Source organism: Actinomyces wuliandei (genome assembly GCF_004010955.1).
In the GTDB taxonomy this organism is placed as follows: Bacteria; Actinomycetota; Actinomycetes; order Actinomycetales; family Actinomycetaceae; genus Actinomyces; species Actinomyces wuliandei.
Genome location: NZ_CP025227.1, coordinates 2,604,293 through 2,625,076, shown reverse-complemented (window position 1 = coordinate 2,625,076; position 20,784 = coordinate 2,604,293). Strand labels below are relative to the sequence as shown.

The following is a 20,784-nucleotide window of genomic DNA, read 5'->3' as shown; positions in this document are numbered from 1 at the left end:
GGATCTATGTCATGACGGGCATCATCACCACCGGCGAGAAGCGGCTGGTCATCGTCTCCGGGCGGGCTCACCCCGGGCTGGCCCAGGGGGTCGCCGCAGAGCTGGGGACGGAGGTCCTGTCCTCCACCGCCTACGACTTCGCCAACGGGGAGACCTACGTCCGCTTCAACGAGTCGGTGCGGGGCTGCGACGCCTTCGTGCTGCAGTCCCACGGTGACCGTGTCAATGACTGGCTCATGGAGCAGCTCATCATGGTTGACGCCCTCAAGCGGGCCTCGGCCAAGCGTATTACCGTGGTGGCGCCTTTCTTCCCCTACGCCCGTCAGGACAAGAAGCACCTGGGGCGCGAGCCCATCTCGGCCCGTCTGGTGGCGGACCTGTACCAGACGGCGGGCGCGGACCGCCTCATGAGCGTGGACCTGCACACCTCCCAGGAGCAGGGGTTCTTTGACGGTCCCTGGGACCACCTGTGGGCGCAGCCTGTCCTGGTGGACTACGTGCGGACCCGGGTGGTCCCCGCCAACGCCACGGTGGTCTCCCCGGACGCGGGACGTATCCGTGTGGCCGAGCGCTGGGCCAGCGCCCTGGGCGGGACCCCCCTGGCCTTTGTCCACAAGACGCGTGACGTCACCTGCCCCAACGAGTCCGTGGCCAACCGGGTGGTCGGTGACGTGGAGGGGCGCTCCTGCGTCCTGGTTGACGACATGATCGACACTGGGGGCACGATCGCCAAGGCGGTCCAGGTCCTGCTGGGCTCCGGAGCCAAGGACGTCATCGTGGCAGCCACCCACGGCGTGCTCTCCGGGCCTGCGGTAGACCGTCTCTCCTCTTGCGGCGCGCGTGAGGTCATCGTCACCGACACGCTCCCGATCCCTACGGGCAAGCAGTTCGAGCAGCTGACGGTCCTGCCGATCGCCCCACTGCTGGCCCGCGCCGTCAAGGCCGTGTTTGATGACGGCAGCATCACCTCCCTCTTCGACGCCATGGGCGCCTAGCCGTCCCGGCCGGGCAGGCCGACTGGCTGGGTGGTCGCCCTGGCGCTCGCGGTGCCACGGGCACGGTGCCAGTCCGGGTGGATGCGGGGGCGTGGTGGGCCGGGATGTCTCACGGAGGTAGCGACGTATTTCTCCGCCTCCTGATGTCTGGGATCACGATACTAATAGGCTGTGGTCGGCAGGGGGATTCGTACTGTGAGGCCGGGAACGCATGGCGGACGTACGGCCCGTTATCTGGGCATCGGTTGCGTAAAATACTGTGTCCACTGGCTTCTAGCGTTTGTGGGTGGCGGGTGGGCCTCCATACTCTGGATTGTCATATTTCCCCAGGAGCAGTGATGCTCAGTCTCGAGAAAGTCTCGTCTATGAAGTCCAATGCCGTTGGTGCGGCGGTGCCCGGAAAGGGTGCCTTCCGCACAGGTACGTGCCTGGCCCTGCTGGCCATGGTGCTCACCCTGGTGGTCCCGGTAGTGGTACCCGTCCCCGCACACGCTGACGTCAACACCGGCATCAAGGTGTCCAACCTGGCACTGGCCAAGACCGACGCTTCGGAGAACCCGGAGTCCGGGCAGCTCGTCGCGGGCACATCCATCGCCCTGCTGACCTTCAGCTGGGACGCGTCCGAGGCCGGGCTCAAGGACGGGGACTCCTTCTCCGTCGGCCTGCCTGCCGAGCTGAACTTCCGGGTGCCCCAGACCCGGGCCTTCACCCACATGATCGACGGGCAGGAGACCGAGGTCGGTACCTGTGCGATCACGCAGACGACGATGACCTGCACCTTCAACGAGGTCCTGCCGGACCAGATCGCGAAGGGGTACAAGAACGTCTCCGGGGCCGGCAAGATCCAGACGCTGGCCGTCGCCGCCACGACCGAGGAGGAGCTCCCCTTCACCATCAACGGCTCCGAGACGGTCTCCGTGGACCTGCCCGCCGAGGGCGGGATCCTCGGGCAGGTGGCCAGGTACACTCCTGACGCCCTGACCAAGGGCGCCACCGGCATGTCCGAGCTGTCCACCGGGGTGACCTGGACCATCGGCTTCGGGGCCGAGAGGCTCCAGGAGGAGTACGCGGCCAACGGGCTCAACAGGGTCTTTGACGGCAAGACCGTCCACGAGATCGAGCTCACTGACCTCCTGGGCCCCGGCCAGTCCTTCCCTGAGGACCTGTCCAGGTGGCAGCTCATCCGGCGCAACTCCGCGGACCAGCCCGACCCGCAGACTGCCCGGGTAGTCCTGGCCAACGGCGCCGAGTCCTCCAGGACCACCGAGCTGGGCGAGTTCAGCGTCAAGGTGGTCTACGGCCAGGAGACCGACTCCGGCCAGAGCGCGCGGATCGTGCTCACCGGCCCCTTCGCCCCCAGCAGCAACTACCAGTTGATCTACACCGCCGCTGTCACCGCCGAGGACGGCAAGGCCGTGCCCGGGTTCCGCTACGAGAACTACGTGGCTATTGACGGCACGACCTTCGAGCGGGACGCGTCCAGGTCCTTCCTGGACTCCTTCTCCCTCACCGTCACCATGGAGGCCGGCTACGGCACCTTCTCCCTGGACAAGTACCTGACCGGTCCCGCCTCCGACCACGTGCCCGCAGGCTCGACCTTCACCGTCAACCTGGCCTACGAGCTGCCCAACGGCGCGACGCAGGACAGCTACCCCGGCTGGACCGCTCCGGGGACCCTCAACGACGCCAGGACCGGTGGCACCGCCTCCTTCGAGGTCACCATGGGACGCAAGAACGTCTTCGTGGGCCCGGACCCGTCGGTGACCTTCCCCGCCGGGACCGTGGTGACCCTGACCGAGGCCGCTCCCTCCATCGCCCTGCCTGAGGGCTACAGCTGGGGCGAGGGCCTGTTCGTGGTGGGTGGGGTCCCGACCAGCAGCCTGACGATCCGGGACCAGCAGGTCCTGGGTGCTGAGCTGACCAACGTCGTCAAGGCCGACCCCTCCACCTTCGAGGTCGTCAAGACCGTTGACGGTGCCCCGGGCGCGGAGTCCAAGGACTACTCCTTCACCTACACCTGCTCCGACGGCACCGAGGGGACCCTGACAGCCAAGGGTGACGGCCAGCCGGTGCGCGCCACCGACTCCTTCGAAGTCGGCACCACCTGCACCGTCGCCGAGTCGACCGACTCGGCCGAGATCAGCGGCTACGACCTGGAGGCGCCCCTGTCCCAGCGTGTGCGTGTCACCGCCGGCACCACGGTGGTGGCCCAGGCCTCCTTCACCAACACCTACACCGCTCGTACGGGCACCTTCACCATCGCCAAGACGGTGGCTGGTGACGGTGACTTCTCCGGTGACACCTTCGCCTTCGACTACACCTGCTCCGAGGGCACGACGGGCAGCCTGGAGGCTCCCGGTACCGGTGAGGCGGTCAGCGGCCCCGAGCTTCCCGGGGGCACGACCTGTGAGATCAGCGAGGACGCCCAGTCCGCGGCCCGGGAGGGGTACTCCGTGGACTCTGAGCTGTCGGCGTCCACAGTGACCATCTCCCAGGACGCCCCGGTGGCCGTGAGCGCCACCAACACCTACTCCCAGGACACGGGCACCTTCTCCGTGGCCAAGTCCGTGGCTGGTGACGGTGACTTCTCCGGTGACACCTTCGCCTTCGACTACACCTGCTCCACGGGTGAGAGCGGCACCCTCCAGGTCCCGGCCGACGGGACCGCGGTGACATCGCCTGAGCTGCCCGCAGGCGCCCAGTGCGAGGTGAGCGAGCAGGAGGGCTCCGCCGCCAGGCAGGGCTACTCCGTGGACACCGGGCTCTCCGCGACCCAGGTGACCGTTGTCGCCGGCGAGGACACGCCCGTGAGCGCCACCAACACCTACTCCCAGGACACGGGCACCTTCTCCGTGGCCAAGCAGGTGGTCGGCGACGGTGACTTCGGGGGCGGCTCCTACTCCGTGACCTACCAGTGCGTGCTGCCTGACGGCACCACGCAGACCGACACGCTCAGCGTCACCGGTGGTGCCACCGTCAACGGCCCGAGCCTGCCCGTGGGCACCCAGTGCACGGTCAGCGAGGAGGACGCCTCCCAGGCCGGGTACGCACTGGCGACCAGCACGACGGTGGAGGGCCAGACCGGCTCGTCCTTCGCCATCGCCAAGGACGCCACCACCGCGGTGGTCCTCACCAACACCTACACTCAGTTGACCGGAGGCTTCCAGGTGGCCAAGACGGTTGAGGGCGACGCCTCAGCCAAGGCCCCCCAGGAGTTCGTCTTCGACTACACCTGCACCACCGAGGACGGGTCCAACCCCTCCGGCGAGGTGAGGGTCAAGGCTGGCGAGTCCGCGCAGGTGGGGGTCCCCGTGGGTGAGTGTGTCGTCACCGAGCGCGCTGCCGACGTGGATGGGGCTGACCGCTCCACCACCGTCACCGTGGACGGCTCGGCCGTCGAGGGCGAGCAGGCCACGGTCACGGTGAGCGAGGGCTCCGGCGTGGCGGTGGAGGTGACCAACACCTACACCGCGCACCGGGGCACCTTCTCGGTGGCCAAGAAGGCTGAGGGCGCTGAGGTCAGCGACACGGAGTTCTCCTTCTCCTACACCTGCACCGACGGCTCCCAGGGCATGCTGAGCGCCAAGGCGGACGGTCAGGTCGTCGAGGCTGAGCAGACCTTCCCGGTGGGCACCGAGTGCACCGTGACGGAGAACGAGGGCGCCGCCCAGGTGGAGGGCTACGACCTGGCCGCGTCCGGGGAGCAGGAGGTGGCTGTCACGGCCAAAGGCGAGGTTGTCGCCACGACCTTCACCAACACCTACACGGCCCACACCGGCACCTTCAGCCTGACCAAGGTTGCCACCGGCGCGGACGACGAGATCGCGGACAAAAAGTTCTCCTTCTCCTACACCTGCACCGACGGGTCGGAGGGCACGCTGAGCGTCAAGGCGGGCGAGACCGTCAGCCCTGACAAGCAGCTCCCCCTGGGGACCACGTGCACGCTGGTCGAGGACACCGAGGCGGCCGGGATTGACGGCTACACGCTGACGGGTCCGTCCAAGGAGTCCCTGACGGCTCCGATCGTCAACAAGGACCAGGTGGTGGCGCTGAAGGCGGTCAACACCTACGAGAAACCGGAGCCGAAGGAAACCGACCCCTCGCAGGAGCCGACTGAGGACCCGAGTGAGGAGCCGACTGGGGAGCCCACGGACGGGTCGAGTGCCTCGGCTGCTGCGAACGCCTCGTCCGGTGTGGCTGGTGTGACCACTGGCTCGGCAGATCCTGGGAAGACCCAGGCGAGCTCCGCGGCCCGGCCCACGGGCTCCCTGGCCAGGACTGGTGCCACGGTGCTGCTCCCGGTCGCCGTCGCCCTGGCAGCAATTGCCGGAGGGGTCGCGCTCCTGCGCCGCCGCCGGTCGTGACGCCCGCCCTGTGAGGACGACCGCGCGACCACCTGCGGGCCCAGGACCGTGACCCAGGCACCCTGGCAACGGTACTGAGCCCCACACCAAGGAGGGGGCCGCCCACCACCCACCGGTGAGCGGCCCCCTCCCGTCTTTGTGCTGCCACGTCACGCGCTGTTGCGGTCGGCACAGGGGGCCTCGCACAGGGGTCCTCGCAGGGCCAGCCTGGGGTCTTGCGCGACGCCGTCCGCACGGGGAGTCTTAAGGTGCCTCCACGGGCAGCGCGTACCGGCAGGACGTACGGGTAAAGCGGTTAAAGGAGACCCAGACATGGAGTACACGACCCTCGGCGCCACGGACATCACCATCCCCAGGCTGTGCATCGGTGGCATGAGCTTCGGGGAGGTCTTCCCCGACACCCACCAATGGGTCATCGACCAGCCTGCCACCCAGGAGGTCATCGCCCGGGCGCTGGAGCTCGGTGTCAACTTTATCGACACCGCGAATGTCTACGCCCGGGGCACCAGCGAGACTTTCATCGGGCAGTCGCTGCGCAACCTCGGCGTCGGCCGTGAGGACGTGGTGCTGGCCTCCAAGGTCTACTTCAACGAGGGGCACCTGTCGCGTGAGGCCATCGAGCGTGAGATCACCGGCACCCTGGAGCGCCTGGGCACTGACTACCTCGACCTTTACATCATCCACCGCTTCGACTACGACACCCCCATTGAGGAGACCATGGAGGCTCTCCATCGGCTTGTTGCCGACGGGCGCGTGCGGGCACTGGGTGCCTCGGCCATGTACGGCTACCAGCTCCACACCATGCAGGTGGTGGCCGACGCCAGCGGGTGGACCCGGTTCTCCAGTATGCAGAACCATTACAACCTGCTCTACCGCGAGGACGAGCGTGAGCTCATCCCCGTGTGCCGCCAGTATGACGTCTCGCTGACCCCGTACAGCCCGCTGGCCTCCGGCCACCTGACCCGCCCGACCTGGGACTCCGACTCGGTGCGCTCCACCACGGACACGGTGATGCGCAGCAAGTACGACGGTGGGCGTGAGGTGGACATGCCGATCGTCACCCGGGTGGCTGAGGTGGCGCAGCGTCGTGAGGTGGCCATGTCCGACGTGGCACTGGCCTGGCACTGGGCCAAGGGCGTGGCTGCACCGATCGTCGGCTGCTCAAAGCCGAGCCGGGTCGATGACGCCGTGCGCGCCCTAGAGCTGGAGCTCAGCGAGGAGGATGTGGCCTACCTGGAGGAGCCCTACCAGGCCCACGAGCTCGTCGGCCCCATCCCGCACGGGGCCTGAGCGGTACAGCCCACCTGATTGCTGCACATCTTCGGGTCCGTCTCGGACGCTACTGAGGTCCTGCTCCGCGCAGTGGCGTCACTCTGCTGACAGGTGGTAGGTGGAGACGTCCTGAAGATGTGCGGCCAGGGTGGGGAGGGGTGTCCACACGCTCGGCCCCGGAGCGAGTGCCCCTGGTCCCTGACGGGCCTACACTCTGCGCCGTGCGCCTGACCGCCCTCCTTCCCCCGCTGCTGACCGACCCGGAAACCGTCCGGACCGTGCGTGCCGCAGCCGCGCCCGTGCGCGGCGAGCACAGCCTGGTCGTGGCCGCCGGAGCCCGGCCCGCTCTCCTGGCCGCCATGGCATTGGGTGAGGACGGCGTGGCCGCAGCGGCCGGGCAGCCGCTCCCCGCAGGTTCCGCTGGCACAGGCTCTGCCCACACACACGCGGCAGTCGGCCCGGCTGACGCCACTGGTGCCACCCACCCACCCGGCAGCACACCCCTGCTGGTGGTCACTGCCACCGGACGGGAGGCCGATGAGCTCGCCGCTGCCCTGCGCTGTTATCTGCCGGACCCCGACGTGGCTGTCTTCCCCGCCTGGGAGACTCTTCCGCACGAACGGCTCTCGCCGCGCTCGGACACCGTGGCCCGCCGCCTGACCGTCCTGCGCCGCCTAGCCCACCCCGAGGACGGTGAGCCCGCGACGCCCGGCGGCACCTCTGCCGGGCAAAGGTCTGGGGAAGGAGGCGGAGGCGAGCCCGCCCAGCCCGTCCACGGCCGGGCCGACCCGCCGACGGCTCCGCGCGGCCCCGTGCGCGTCCTGGTGGTTCCCGTCCGGGCTCTCCTGGCCCCCGTCATCGCGGGGCTGGGCGACCTGGAGCCGGTGCACCTGGCCCCCGGGCTGGCCACCAGCCTGGAGGACGTGGCCCAGCGCCTGGAGGCAGCCGCCTACACGCGCGTAGACATGGTGGAGGCCCGTGGCCAGTACGCGGTGCGTGGCGGCATCCTCGACCTGTTCCCACCTACCGAGCCCCGTCCGGTGCGCGTGGACTTCTTTGGCGACGAGGTCGAGGAGGTCTCCTCCTTCGCCGTGGCCGACCAGCGCACCATTGAGGTACTGCCCTCGGTGACCGCCACCGCCTGCCGCGAGCTCGTCCTGACCCCACAGGTGCGCCAACGTGCCCACGACCTGACCGACTCCGTGCCCGGAGCCGCCGACATGCTGGACAAGATCGCTCAGGGGATCGCGGTGGAGGGCATGGAGTCACTGGCCCCGGTCCTGGTGGACCGGATGGTCCCCCTGCTGGAGCTGGTGGGGGACCGGCTGACCGTCCTGCTGGAGCCCGAGCGGATCCGTAAGCGGGCAGAGGACCTGGCGGCCACCACCACTGAGTTCCTGGCCGCCGCCTGGACCTCGGCCGCCTCCGGAGGCACCGTGCCGGTGGACCTGTCCGCTGCGGCCTTCGCCCACCTGGGTGAGGCGCGTGCCCTCGCCCTGGGCTCCAACCTGGGGTGGTGGGCGCTCACCTCCTTGCCGTCGGGTCCCGACGACGAGCAGCTGGCGCTGGTCGATCCCCGCACCTATCGGGGAGAGCTGGACACAGCGGTCAAGGACCTCGGCGAGATGGCCCGGCAGGGCTGGAGCGTCGTGGTGGCGACTGACGGCCCGGGGCCGGGGCGCCGCATGGCCCAGCTGCTGGCTGACGGCGACGTTCCCGCCCGTGTCGTCACCCACCTCACCCAGCCTGAGGAGCTGGGCTGGCAGGACACGGGCGAGGGCGGCACCGGAGACGGCGTGGTCCGGGTCACCCAGGTCTCGGCCGGGCACGGCTTCCTGGCTGAGGGGCCGCGCCTGGCCCTGGTGGCTGAGTCCGACCTGACCGGGCGGGCACCTGCCGCCCCGAGCCGGCGGCGTACCCTGCCTGCGCGGCGCACCCGGCGCAGCGTGGACCCCCTGTCCCTGCACGCCGGCGACCTGGTGGTCCACGCCCAGCACGGGGTGGGGCGTTTTGTGGAGCTGACCCGCCGCAGCGTGGGCACCGGCCGGGCAGGGAAGGCGGCAGCCAGCCGGGAGTACCTCGTCATTGAGTACGCCTCCACCCGTCGTGGCCAGCCCGGTGACCGCCTCCTGGTGCCCACTGACGCCCTGGACCAAGTCACCAAGTACGTCGGTGGGGACAACCCGGCGCTGAACAAGATGGGGGGTGCGGACTGGCAGAGGACCAAGTCACGTGCCCGCAGGGCGGTGCGTGAGATCGCCGGTGAGCTGGTGCGCCTCTACGCCGCCCGCTCGGCCACCACGGGCCACGCCTTCTCCCCGGACACCCCCTGGCAGGCCGAGCTGGAGGAGGCCTTCGCCTACACCGAGACCCCTGACCAGCTGGCCACCATTGACGACGTCAAGGCGGACATGGAGAGGACCCAGCCCATGGACCGCCTCGTGTGCGGGGACGTCGGTTACGGCAAGACCGAGATCGCTGTGCGCGCTGCCTTCAAGGCCGTCCAGGACGGCAAGCAGGTGGCCGTCCTGGTCCCGACCACCCTCCTGGTCAGCCAGCACGCGGAGACCTTCACCGAGCGTTACGCGGGCTTCCCGGTCACGGTCAGCCAGCTCTCCCGTTTCCAGGATGCGGAGGAGTCCAGGAAGGTGCTGGAGGGCCTGGCCTCGGGCGCTGTTGACGTGGTGATCGGCACCCACCGTCTCATCACCGGCCAGGTGCGCTTCAAGGACCTAGGCCTGGTCATCATTGACGAGGAGCAGCGCTTCGGGGTGGAGCACAAGGAGACGCTCAAGGCCCTGCGCACCGACGTGGACGTCCTGTCCATGTCCGCCACGCCCATCCCACGCACCCTGGAGATGGCCGTCACCGGCCTGCGGGAGATGTCGACCCTGGCCACGCCGCCGGAGGACCGCCACCCGATCCTCACCTACGTGGGTCGTTACGAGACCAAACAGGTCAGCGCCGCGATCCGGCGTGAGCTCCTGCGTGACGGCCAGGTGTTCTTCGTCCACAACCGGGTGGAGGACATTGACGCCACCGCCGCCCGGCTGGCCGAGCTCGTCCCCGAGGCCCGTGTCGCCACAGCCCACGGCCAGATGGGCGAGCAGCGCCTGGAGCGCGTCATCGACTCCTTCTGGCGCAAGGAGATCGACGTGCTGGTGTGCACCACGATCGTCGAGACCGGCCTGGACGTCACCAACGCCAACACGCTGATCGTGGACCGCGCCGACCGCATGGGCCTGTCCCAGCTCCACCAGCTGCGCGGGCGGGTGGGCCGGGGCAGGGAGCGGGCCTACGCCTACTTCCTCTACCCCTCCGACAGGCCCTTGACCGAGACTGCCCTGGAGCGGCTGCGCACTATCGCCTCCAACGCTGACCTGGGAGCCGGGATGCAGGTGGCCATGAAGGACCTGGAGATCCGTGGTGCGGGCAACCTCCTGGGAGGGGAGCAGTCCGGGCACGTCGCCGGAGTGGGCTTCGACTTGTACGTGCGCATGGTGGCTGAGGCCGTGGACACCTATAAGAAGTCCCTGGTCGGCAAGGGGGGCGTCCTCCCCGGCCAGGTTGGTGACGTCTCCGGTGCAGCCGGGGACGACCCGGGGGACCTGGGGGACGCTGAGCTTCGGGTAGAGCTGCCCGTGGACGCCACTGTCCCGGAGGACTACATCCCCCACGAGCGGCTGCGCCTGGAGGCCTACACCAGGTTCGCCGCAGCCCGTACTGACGCCGAGGTCGAGGACGTGCTCGAGGAGCTGACCGACCGCTACGGCCCGGTGCCCGAGCCCACGCGCCTGCTGGCTGCCCTGGCCCGGCTGCGCGCCCTGGCAGCCCGGCTCGGGGTCGCCGAGATCGTCGCCCAGGGCAAGTCGGTGCGGTTTGCCCCGGTCAATCTCAACGACTCCGGGCGCACACGGGTGGCCCGCCTCTACCCGGGCACCGTCGTCAAGCCCGCCACCCGCACGATTGTCGTTCCTGCCCCGGGGGCCTCGGCCCGCATGGGATCGAGCGCGGTCGGTGGGGAGGAGCTGCTGTCCTGGGCAGAGGTGCTGCTGCACGCCGTCGTTGAGGGTGACGACTCCTACGAGACGGAGGCAACCCGGTACCGGCGCCGTTGAGCGGGAGGGGCGGCTGACCTGGCTGTCTCTGCGGCCCGGTGGTGGCATGGGGCTGGAGTCGATCCTGGTCCTGGGTGCCGCCGGAGGGTCCGTGCCCGGCTCGCCTCAGCTCGGTATCCGGCATCGGAGCACGGCTCACCTCCCGCCCCAAAGCTGCATTACAATGACAATCACGGTTGTATGATGGCGATAGTTTTGACTTCTGGTCGTGAGGTTGACGACGCCCGCACCCGTTCCATCGGCTCGCGAGCGCCCGGGGAGATGGGCAGGTGACAACGCGGCTGCGGCCTGGTTGGAGGATGGTGACACTAGCGGTTTGCCACGCTGCTGCTCTGGGATTTAGGACGGTGTGATTAGATAGGCGCCCGGTTCTGTCCGCACGAGTCTGACCGCGCGAGCGGCCTCCCTGCCGGCCTCGACCAGGCCCCAGCCCGTCCCAGATTGGAGCACTATGAGGATCTCGTCCTTGAGGGTCTCGCCCTCCCAGCCCGTCGCCCGCCCTCGTGCGGTGGCCCGAGGCGTGGCGGCGTGCTTGCTGGCGCTGGCTCTCCTGCTCACCATGCTCACCGCCCTGACGGCTCCAGCGCGCGCGGCACAGAACCTTGATATCGACGTCACTGTCACCTCCCTGGACAAGTCTGACGCCAACGGCAACGTCCAGTCGGGCTTCCTGCGGGTGGGCGACGTCGCCAAGCTGGCCTTCACCTGGGACGCTGGCGACACCGACGTCAGCAGTGGGGACTACTTCAGCATCGACCTGGGGAACGCCTTCAGGAACCGCGAGTACCCCAGGACCAACCCGATGACGGTGACGGTGGGTGGCCAGCAGGTCACCATCGGCTCCTGCCAGCTTCAGGAGCACACCATCACCTGCACCTTCAACGATGAGGTCGAGACCATCAAGGAGCAGGGAGGCTCCCTCCTGCGGGGCTCCGGGGAGGCCCTGCTCATTGCCGCCCAGGTCGTGGAGGCCGAGACTGTCGACATGGACCTCAACGGCACCACCACCGCCGTGGACCTGCCCGGGACGGGAGGCATCCTGCCGCAGGCGCAGCCCACCTACCGTCCGGCGGCCTTCTCCAAGGTGGCTACGCCCCTGGCAGCAACCTCCACCACCGTGCCGTGGAGCATCACGATGGGCGCCGCCCACCTGGAGTCGGTCCTGCCCGGGTTCGTCGCTGACGGGACCACTGAGTCCACCGTGGTCCTCACCGAGGAGGCCGGTCCGGGCCAGGCCTTCGTGACCAATCTGAACAGCTGGGTCTTCCGCCGGGCCTCCTCCGCGGAGTCGGCGACCTCCCTCAACCTGGTCAACGCTGCGGGCCGGGTCTACAACTCGCCGGGTGAGGACTTCACCTACACCGTCGAGTTCAACGACGACGCCACCGTGGCCACCATGACGATCACCGGCATCTTCCAGCCGGACACGAACTACAGCCTCAGCGCACCAGCGAGCATCAACAGCGGAACGGCCGTGGAGGGCGTGATCTACCGCAACTCCGTCACCCTGGAGGGCGCTGACGTCACAGCCAACGCCGAGCGCTACTACACCGACTCCTTCAAGATCGCCGTCGAGCTGGCCAATGGCTTCGGCGGCTTCGAGATCACCAAGTACCTGGACGGCCAGGCCCTCGACGAGATCGCTGCTGGCACCACCTTTGACGTGGACGTGGCCTACACCCTGCCCCAGGCCGCCAGCGAGTACACCGGCTGGACCCCGCCAGGCACCCTGGCCGATGACGGCCTCACCGGCACCACCACCCTGACGGTGACCATGGGGAAGGTGACGGTCTACCCGGGCTCCTTCCCCGCAGGGACCCAGATCACCCTCACTGAGGACCCGGCTACCGCCTCCCCGGACGCCTCCGCCTACCAGTGGGGCGACCCGGTGTTCCGGATCGGCAACCGGGTGACAGACACCTTCACCGTGGGCAACCGGACCTCCACGGCGCTGGGCCTGACCAACACCGCAGACTACAAGCCGGGCACCCTGGCGGTGGCCAAGACCGTCACCGGCCTGGAGTCAGCCGCCCCCAGGACCTACTCCTACAGCTACACCTGTGGGGGCCTCACGGGCACCATCAGCAACGTCCCCGGGGACGGGACCCCCGTCGAGGCGGATGCCACCATCCCCGCAGGCACGGAGTGCACCGTCACCGAGGATGTGGACGCCGCAGCCATGGACGGCTATGACCTGGCAGCTCCCGACCCGGTGACCGTGACGGTCCTCCCCTCCGAGGAGGCGGTGACCGAGGCGGCCTTCACCAACGCCTACACCCGCCACACCGGGACCTTCTCAGTGGCCAAGCAGGTCGGCCCTGAGGATGTCCCCTTCCTGACCGACACCTTTGACATCGGCTACACCTGCACCACGCCAGAGGGCGAGGAGGTCTCCGGCACCCTCCAGGTGACCGGTGGCGGTTCCGCTGTCGGTGGCCCCACCCTGCCGGTAGGGACCACCTGCAGCGTCAGCGAGCCGGAGGAGACCACTCAGCGCGACGGCTACAACGTCTCCACCCTCATCACGGTTGACGGCACCGAGGGCTCCCAGCTGACGATCGCCAAGGACACCACCTCCGAGGTCAGCGTCGTCAACGCCTACACGGCGCTGACCGGTGGCTTTCAGATCTCCAAGGAGGTCACCGGTGACGGCGCCGGCCTGGCTGACTCCCAGACCTACGTCTTCACCTACACCTGCACCGGGGGTAACGGAACCACGACCACGGACACGGTCGAGCTGGTCTCCGGCGCCACCACAGCGGTCACTGACGTGCCGGTGGGCAGCTGCACCGTGAGCGAGGCCGACGCCTCCGTGGACGGAGCGGACCTCACCACCACCTGGAGCGTGGACGGGGAGGAGGTTGACGGCGAGGTCACCTTCGACGTCGCCGACGGGGCCACCGCAGTGGTCCAGGCCACCAACGACTACACGGTGCACCGCGGAGGCTTCTCTGTGGCCAAGGAGGTCACCGGTGCTGAGGAGGCGGACCTGTCCGACAAGGAGTTCGGCGTCACCTACACCTGCACGGACGGCAGTACGGGCATGCTCGCGATCGGGGCGGACGGGCAGTCCGTCTCCGGCCCGCAGGTGCCGGTGGGCGCCGAGTGCACTGTCAGCGAGGACACCGCCTCCGCCTCCCTGGCCGGGTACACCCTGACCGCCCCGGAGGACCAGACGGTGACGGTGGAGGCCCGTGACCAGGAGACGGCGCTGACCCTAACCAACGCCTACACCCGTCAGACCGGTTCCTTCGCGGTGAGCAAGGCCGTGGATGGGGACGGGGCTGCTCGGGCGCCGCAGAGCTTCTCCTTCACCTACACCTGCACCGGCACTGACGGGAGCGCGACCACCGGCACGGTGGAGACCGTCGACGCTGGCAGTGCCGTCGTCAGTGACGTCCCGGTGGGCCGCTGCACCGTCAGCGAGGAGGACGCCTCCGTGGAGGGGACGGACCTGCTCACCCAGGTGGTCGTGGGCGGGGAGCCAGTCGCGGCTGAGGAGACCTCCTTCGCCGTGACTGACGGCGGCATGGTGGCCGTGGTGGCCACCAACACCTACACCCTGCACCGAGGTTCCTTCTCCGTGACCAAGGTCGTCGAGGGTCTGGAGGAGGATGCTGAGGGCACCGAAGGCCCTGGGGACCCCGACGCGCAGGCTGCGCCCAGGGACTACCTCGTCACCTACACCTGCACCCTTCCCGAGGACGCCGCTGACGCCGAGGGTGGTGCTGATGAGGGGGTGGTCAGCGACGAGGTCACCGTGCCTGCGGGCATGACGGTGACCAGTCCGGCCCTGCCGCTGGGTACGGAGTGCACGCTGTCTGAGGACGCTGACTCCGCCCAGGTCGACGGCTACACCCTGGAGGTCCCAGAGGACCAGGCTGTCACGATCACCACCCAGGACGCCGTGGAGGAGCTGACCGTCACCAACACCTACACCCGGGATGTCGAGCCGACACCGGAGCCCAGCGAGAGCCCGGCACCGCAGCCCAGTGAGGACCCGAGCCAGGACTCGACGCCGCTGCCCAGCGAGAGCCCGGCACCGCAGCCCAGTGGGGAACCCAGCACCGAGCCCTCCACCGTGGCCACAAGCGGCTCCGCGACAGCGCCCTCGGAGTCCTCGGAGGTTCCCGCCAGTGCGAGCCCGTCGCCGGGTGGCAGCTCTGTGGCAGGGTCGCTGGCCAGGACCGGTGCTGCGCTCCTGCTTCCCGCTGTCGCCGCCCTGGCGGCGATTGGCGGCGGCAGCCTTCTGCTGCGCCGCCGCAGGCAGTGAGTTGAGCCAGTGAGCTGAGCCTGGGTGCTGGGACCCCTTGTGCCAAGAGGTCCCAGCACCCTTGGTCTTCCTGGTACGTGCGGCCGGGCTACGTCGGTACTGGCTCGCCAGTACTGTGCGGCAGGGGTGGGCGGTGCTGAGGCTATCTGAGGGGCTGTCTAGGGCTGTCCAGCGCGTCCGAAGGAGCCGGTGCGCCGTTGAGGTGGTCCAGGTGGCTGAGCGTACTGAGCATGGTTGACAGCTTGGCTGCGGTCTCTGCGTGCTCCCGCTCGGGGGAGGACCCCTCGACGATGCCTGCTCCCGCCTGGACCCTCAGGTGCTGGCGCGACAGGCAGGCCCCGCGGATGACCAGAGACCAGCGCCCGTCCCCGCTGGAGTCGGTCCAGCCCACCAGCCCGGAGTAGAGCTCGCGGCTGCGCCCCTCCAGGGAGCGGATCACCTCTGCGGCCCGGGCGGTCGGTACCCCGCACACGGCTGGCGTGGGGTGGAGGGACAGGGCCGCGTCCAGGCAGGAGACGCCGGGCCTCAGTCGGCCGGTGACCCGGGTGCCCAGGTGCCACATTGTGTCCGTGGCCAGCAGGGAGGGGGCGGATGGGACCTGAAGGTCGTCCACGACATCGCCCAGGGTGGCTGCGACCTGGTCAACGACGAGAGCGTGCTCTCTCATCTCCTTGGGGGAGCCCGTCAGGCGCGCCACGGCCTGCGTGCGCTCGACACTGCGCGGCAGCGACCCGGCCAGGGGGGCGGTGAGGAAGAGACCGTCCCGCGTGTCTGCCACTACCTCCGGGGACGCGCCCAGCCAGGTCCGGCCCTGGACGTCAGTGGCGCAGTAGACGTCCGCGTCCCGGTGCCTGTCCGTCATGAGACGGCCCACAAGGCACGAGGCAAGCCGGGCAGGGTCGAGGGAGTCGGGCAGCGCGACATCGACCCACCGGGACAGAACGACCTTCTGGAGGCCCTCGTGCCCGAGGAGGTCCAGGACCGTGCGGACGTTGTCCATGAAGACGGTGTCTGTGAGGCCCGTGTCGGTGACGCCGGTGTCTGTGAGGCCGGTGGCAGCCTCGGCGAGGGTGCCACCGGTCAGAGCGGCGCCGGTGGCAGGGGTGTCGGTCAAGGCTGCCAGGGGACTGTCCTGCGGCGGGCGCGGTACCTGGCCGCCGTGCCCCGGCAGGGCTGGCGGGTCCTGGGGGGCGGGGCTCGGCGTGCTCCAGCGGCGGGGGCGCCAGGACACCGAGCTGGTGACTCGCAGGTGGGCAGGCTCTGACAGGTCGAAGGGGATGAGCCCGCACAGCACGTGGGCCTGGCCGGCCTCCTCCTCTGCGTGACGCAGCACGGCAAGCAGGTCAGAGACCACCGACCGGGGGTCTGGGGCCAGGACCGGCTGGAGGAGCCGCCCTCCCTGGGCGCGCATCTCCCAGTGCCGCGAGGCGAGGAGGAAGTCGGGCAGGGGCTCAGGGGGGTCGTCCGTGCGCGCGGGCTGCGGCAGGCTGGTCGTCATCGTTGGCTCGTCCCTCCGTCAACCGCCAGCTCGGCCAGGGTGATATGACGTGCCCCCTCCGAGACCAGGAACGCTACTGTGTGGGCGACGTCGGCAGGCTCACCGACACGTCCCAGAGGGATACCGGGCTGGAAGGCTTCTGGTGCACCCCTCACGGTCTGGGCGCGGCGGTCCTGCCCCGCCCACATGGCGCGGACCATGGGGGTCAGTGTGGTTCCCGGTGCCACGACGTTGCACCTGATCCCCGCAGGACCGAGCTCGAGCCCCAGGCTGCGGGTGAACTGCGAGGCTGCCGCCTTGGAGGCGCTGTAGGCGGCCAGGCCGCTGCGAGGACGCAGCGCCGAGTTGGAGGCGACAGTGACCAGGCTGCGGGTCCTGGCGGGGATGTCCCCGGGGTCCTGGCTGGTCATGTGGCGCGCCGCCGCTGTGCAGACGTTGACGGCTCCCAGGGCGTTGACGGCCATGACCCGCGCGGCCTGCTCCGCCGGGGTGTCCAGCGCGGGGCCGTGGACCAGGACGCCAGCGGCGTGGACGACGGCGCGCAGCCTGTAGGAGCGGGTTACCTGCTCGAAGAACGCCTCGACGCCCACGGCGTCGGTGACATCAAGGACGCACCACCTCACGCCCTCCTCCGGAGGTGCTTCCTGAGGCGCTGGCACCCCGGGACCAGGCTCGGTCCCGCCTGCGCCCGTAGCGGGCGGGAGCGTGGCTCGGCGGTCCGCCTGGCTGCCTGCGGGGCGGCAGGAGCCGTCGTGCGGCGGGTGCAGGTCGGTGCCGATGACAGTGGCTCCGCCGTGCTCCTGCGCCCGGGAGGCCAGGAGACCTACCACGGCGGAGCCGATACCCCCGGACGCGCCGGTCACCACGATGGCCTGGGGCAGCCCGGTGCTGGTCATGCCCGCTCCCCGCTGACCCGAGTCCCGCTGACTGCCCTGTCGGTGCCGCCGACGGGGGCAGCGTCGACAGGTAGGACCGCAGCGGCTGAGGACGGGGGGCCGCCTGCCTCGACGGCGGCTGCGTCCTGGCCGCTGAGGTCCTGGCCGGGGAAGAAGTGGAGGAGGCCGTCGATGATCCCGCCCCGCCAGCAGGCGTAGTCGTGCCCCCCGACGTACTCCCGGTAGGCGAGGTCAACGCCCCGCTCCCGCAGGACGTCGCGGAAGCGCCGGTTGCATCCCAGCAGGTGCCCCTCCATGGTGCCGACCTCCTGGAACACCCGGACAGGAGGGCGGCTGGGGCCGACGTGATCCTGCCACAGGCGCAGCTGGGCGTGTGTCGGCTCTCCGCAGGCGTCAGCCGGCCACCAGAAGGCGCCTGACTGGACGATGGCGTTGGAGACGAGATCGGGGCGTCGGCGTACGAGGTCGGCTGCCGCCAGCCCGCCCAGGGAGGCTCCCGAGACGGCGCGCCGGGCGGGGTCGCGGGGCAGGTCGGCCTGCTCGGCGGCCCAGGCCAGCACCTCGGTGGCCAGGCAGTCCGCCAGTTCCGGGACCATGCCGAGCACCTCGGGTCGGCGCCGGGGGTCCGCGGGCGAGAAGAGGACGGCCGCGACCGGCAGGGACTGCCCTGAGGCGTTGAGCCGGTCCATGCACGGCAGGAGGGGGACGTGGCTGGTCAGGACCTGGCCGTCGGAGGCGATGAGGAGCGCCTGCGACTGACCGTGCTGGGCGGCGGGAAGGTGGCACCACACCTCCAGGTCCAGGCCCAGGACCGAGGAGGTGACGCGGCCCCGTACCGTGCGGCCCTTCGGGAATGGCGTGCCGGTGGTACCTGTGGCGGGCGCGACGAAGGGCTGGGGAAGGGCTCCCGGCAGGCTGATCACGGTGGAGCGTGCCCCGTCGACCCTGACCACCTCGTGCCTGGTGCTCAGCGGCTCGGCCCGGTGCAGCGCCCTGACCCAGGCCTCCCGGTCCCGGCCCAGGTGAAGGTCGAGGTCGGGTCCCACCAGGAGTGAGGTCGTGGCCCGTAGCCCGCGGGGCAGCACGAAGGCCGAGGCGTGCACCGGCACCCCGTGCACGGTGTGGCGCCCCAGGACGAAAGGGGAGAGGTCCTCCTTGTGCATGTGGGTGATGGTGTCGAAGACGGCCACGGCTGTCTCGCGCGGGTCGGCGACCGCTCGGGCCAGCGTCACGGTGCAGGTGCCAGGCTCCGGCCCGTCCTCCACCAGGTAGCCTCCGCCTGCCTCCAGCCGGGCCAGCAGGTGCCCCAGGTCCTGGCCGTCGTGCAGCAGCCGCCTGACAGCGTCGGGACGCTGGGGCGGGACCGCAGGCAGGAAGTCCGGGTCCAGCCCTCGCCTGCGGTCCCGGGCGGCGGGTGCAGTCCGCGCTGCCGGAGGCTGGGCGCCAGGGTCCCGGATCTGGGCGACACTGGTCTTGCCTACGGCGGTACGCGGCAGTGTCGTGACCAGCAGGACCTTGTCCGGCATCTTGTAGGTGGCCACCGAGCGCTCGCGCAGGAAGGAGCGCACCTCGGTGAGGACCTGTGCCGGAGACTGGTGGTGCCACGGGGAGGTGGTGTCAGGGCGGAGCACGAGGTGGGCGACGATACGCTCACCCAGGACGGGGTCGGGCTCCCCGGTGACGGCCGCCTCGAAGACGTCGGGGTGGGCCTGCAGGTGGTTCTCCAGGTCCCCGGCGGCGATCTTCTCCCCGCCCCGGTTGATCTGCTCCTTCGCCCTGCCTACGACACGTAGGTTGCCCCCGGGGCCGCGCACCACCACGTCCCCGGTCCGGTAGAAGCCGTCAGGGGTGAAGGAGGCCCGGTTGTGCTCGGCAGCCCGGAAGTAGCCGCGGATCGTGTACGGCCCCCGGGTCAGCAGGTGCCCTGCTGTGCCGTCGGGCACCTCCCGGTCCTGGTCGTCGACGACGAGGACCTCGTCGGCGGGGCTGAGGGGGCGGCCCTGGGCGGACACGATGACGTCGTCGGGGTCGTCGAGCCTGGTGTAGCAGACCAGGCCCTCGGCCATGCCGAAGACCTGCTGCAGGCGGCACCCCAGCTCGGGCCGGACCCGGCGGGCGACCTCCTCCGGCAGCCGTGAGCCGCCCACGTGCAGGACGCGCAGGGTCTCCAGGGGGTCTCCCCGCCTCCCGCTGCCCGCCTCGACGGCGTCCGCGGGCCGCCCTGACCCGGGCGACCTGGCGGTCTCGTCCCTGCTGGTCCTGGCGGCCTTGGCAGTCTTGGCGGCCCGGGCCAGCCACAGCAGCACCATAGGCGGCACCAGGGCGGCGTGGGTGACCTTCTCCTGCTCAATGAGCCGGAAGGCGGTGGCTGCGGAGGGGTCGGGAGCCATGACCACGCTGCCCCCGGCCAGGAGCTGGCCCAGGATGCCTGCGGAGCTCATGGCGAAGTTGTGGGCGCAGGGCAGTGCGCACAGCAGGGTGGTGTCGCGGTCCACCCCGCACAGCCCGACGCTGGCGCGCACGCTGTAGAGGTAGTCGGCGTGCGTGCGGGGGATAAGCTTGGGGGTGCCTGTTGATCCGCCGGAGAGCTGGAGCAGGGCGACGTCGAAGGGGTTCGGTGCGGCCAGGTCCGCCCCCTCTGCCTTCCTGGGGCTGGACCTCTTGAGCGCCTCGTAGGTGACAGGGGAGGAGGTACCGGAGGGAGTACCAGTGGTGTCGGTGGCGTCCCCGGCGCCCTCGGCACCACCGGCGTTCGTACCGTGCTGCGTCTCCCCGGGCCCGGAGGTGTCCTGGGCCGGCTGGGGGACGACGACGTGGACCAGGTCCGGGAGACCGGCGCGCAGCCGGCGTCCCATCGCCACCTGGTCAAAGTCACCGCTGCGCTCGGAGCTGACGTAGGCGCGTGCCCGGGCGTGGTGGGCGAAGTCGGTGATCTCGCTGGCCCTGTGGGCGGGAAGGCTCATGACAGGCACCGCTCCGACCCGCCACAGCGACAGCAGGACGGCGACGAACTCGGCGCAGTTGGGCAGCTGGACCACCACTGTGTCCCCGGGGCGCAGGCCCAGGCCCTGCCACCCGGGGCACAGCGCGGCGACCTCCTCCTCCAGGCGCGCGTAGGTCCAGCGGTGACGGGGGTCGATGACAGCCAGGCGGTCCCGGGTGCCCTCGGTGGGGCGGGCGACGTCGCCCAGGAGGTCCGTGGTCCAGTAGCCGTCCTGGCGGTAGCGGCGGGCGAGCTCGGCGGGGACCGGGGTCCAGCCCGGGCCCAGACGGCTGCGGCCGCCGGTCACGTGGGGGCTCTCCCCGGGTCTCTCCGTGTCACGCGGTGGTGAAGAAGTGATTGACACAACGCCACCCTACACCTTAGG

At 70.2% G+C, this 20,784-nt stretch carries 8 protein-coding genes; 5 read left to right on the top strand and 3 right to left on the bottom strand.

Annotated features, from left to right (window positions below):
- Positions 1 to 11: 11 nt before the first annotated feature.
- The 5 genes from CWS50_RS10880 (at position 12) to CWS50_RS10860 (ending at position 15,022) form a co-directional block, all read left to right on the top strand.
- Positions 12 to 995, top strand: a complete 984-nt coding sequence (locus CWS50_RS10880; RefSeq protein ID WP_127842806.1) for a ribose-phosphate diphosphokinase — start codon at positions 12 to 14, stop codon at positions 993 to 995.
- A 338-nt stretch (positions 996 to 1,333) separates the two neighbouring features.
- Positions 1,334 to 5,359 carry a DUF5979 domain-containing protein gene (locus CWS50_RS10875; protein WP_127842805.1) on the top strand — a complete coding sequence of 1,342 codons (4,026 nt, stop codon included), beginning with the start codon at positions 1,334 to 1,336 and terminating at the stop codon, positions 5,357 to 5,359.
- Positions 5,360 to 5,671: 312 nt separating this feature from the next.
- Positions 5,672 to 6,649 (top strand): aldo/keto reductase, encoded by a 978-nt coding sequence (locus CWS50_RS10870; RefSeq protein WP_127842804.1) that lies wholly within the window; start codon positions 5,672 to 5,674, stop codon positions 6,647 to 6,649.
- A gap of 203 nt (positions 6,650 to 6,852) precedes the next feature.
- Entirely contained in the window at positions 6,853 to 10,749 is a 3,897-nt protein-coding gene (mfd, locus tag CWS50_RS10865) for a transcription-repair coupling factor (protein WP_127842803.1), read from the top strand.
- Between the two features lie 451 nt (positions 10,750 to 11,200).
- Positions 11,201 to 15,022 carry a DUF5979 domain-containing protein gene (locus CWS50_RS10860; RefSeq protein ID WP_127842802.1) on the top strand — a complete coding sequence of 1,274 codons (3,822 nt, stop codon included), beginning with the start codon at positions 11,201 to 11,203 and terminating at the stop codon, positions 15,020 to 15,022.
- Between the two features lie 142 nt (positions 15,023 to 15,164).
- Here CWS50_RS10860 and CWS50_RS10855 read toward each other — a convergent pair whose 3' ends face one another.
- From CWS50_RS10855 to CWS50_RS13035, 3 genes are read right to left on the bottom strand one after another with little or no spacing between them, the layout of a single operon-like run.
- Positions 15,165 to 16,520: an isochorismate synthase gene (locus tag CWS50_RS10855; RefSeq protein ID WP_127842801.1), complete on the bottom strand. Its 1,356-nt coding sequence runs from the start codon at positions 16,518 to 16,520 to the stop codon at positions 15,165 to 15,167.
- Positions 16,517 to 17,416: an SDR family oxidoreductase gene (locus tag CWS50_RS10850; protein ID WP_127842800.1), complete on the bottom strand. Its 900-nt coding sequence runs from the start codon at positions 17,414 to 17,416 to the stop codon at positions 16,517 to 16,519. The genes CWS50_RS10855 and CWS50_RS10850 overlap by 4 nt, the downstream gene beginning before the upstream one ends.
- Positions 17,413 to 20,763, bottom strand: a complete 3,351-nt coding sequence (locus CWS50_RS13035) for an AMP-binding protein (protein ID WP_164860134.1) — start codon at positions 20,761 to 20,763, stop codon at positions 17,413 to 17,415. Before CWS50_RS13035 ends, CWS50_RS10850 begins: the two co-directional genes overlap by 4 nt.
- Positions 20,764 to 20,784: the final 21 nt, after the last annotated feature.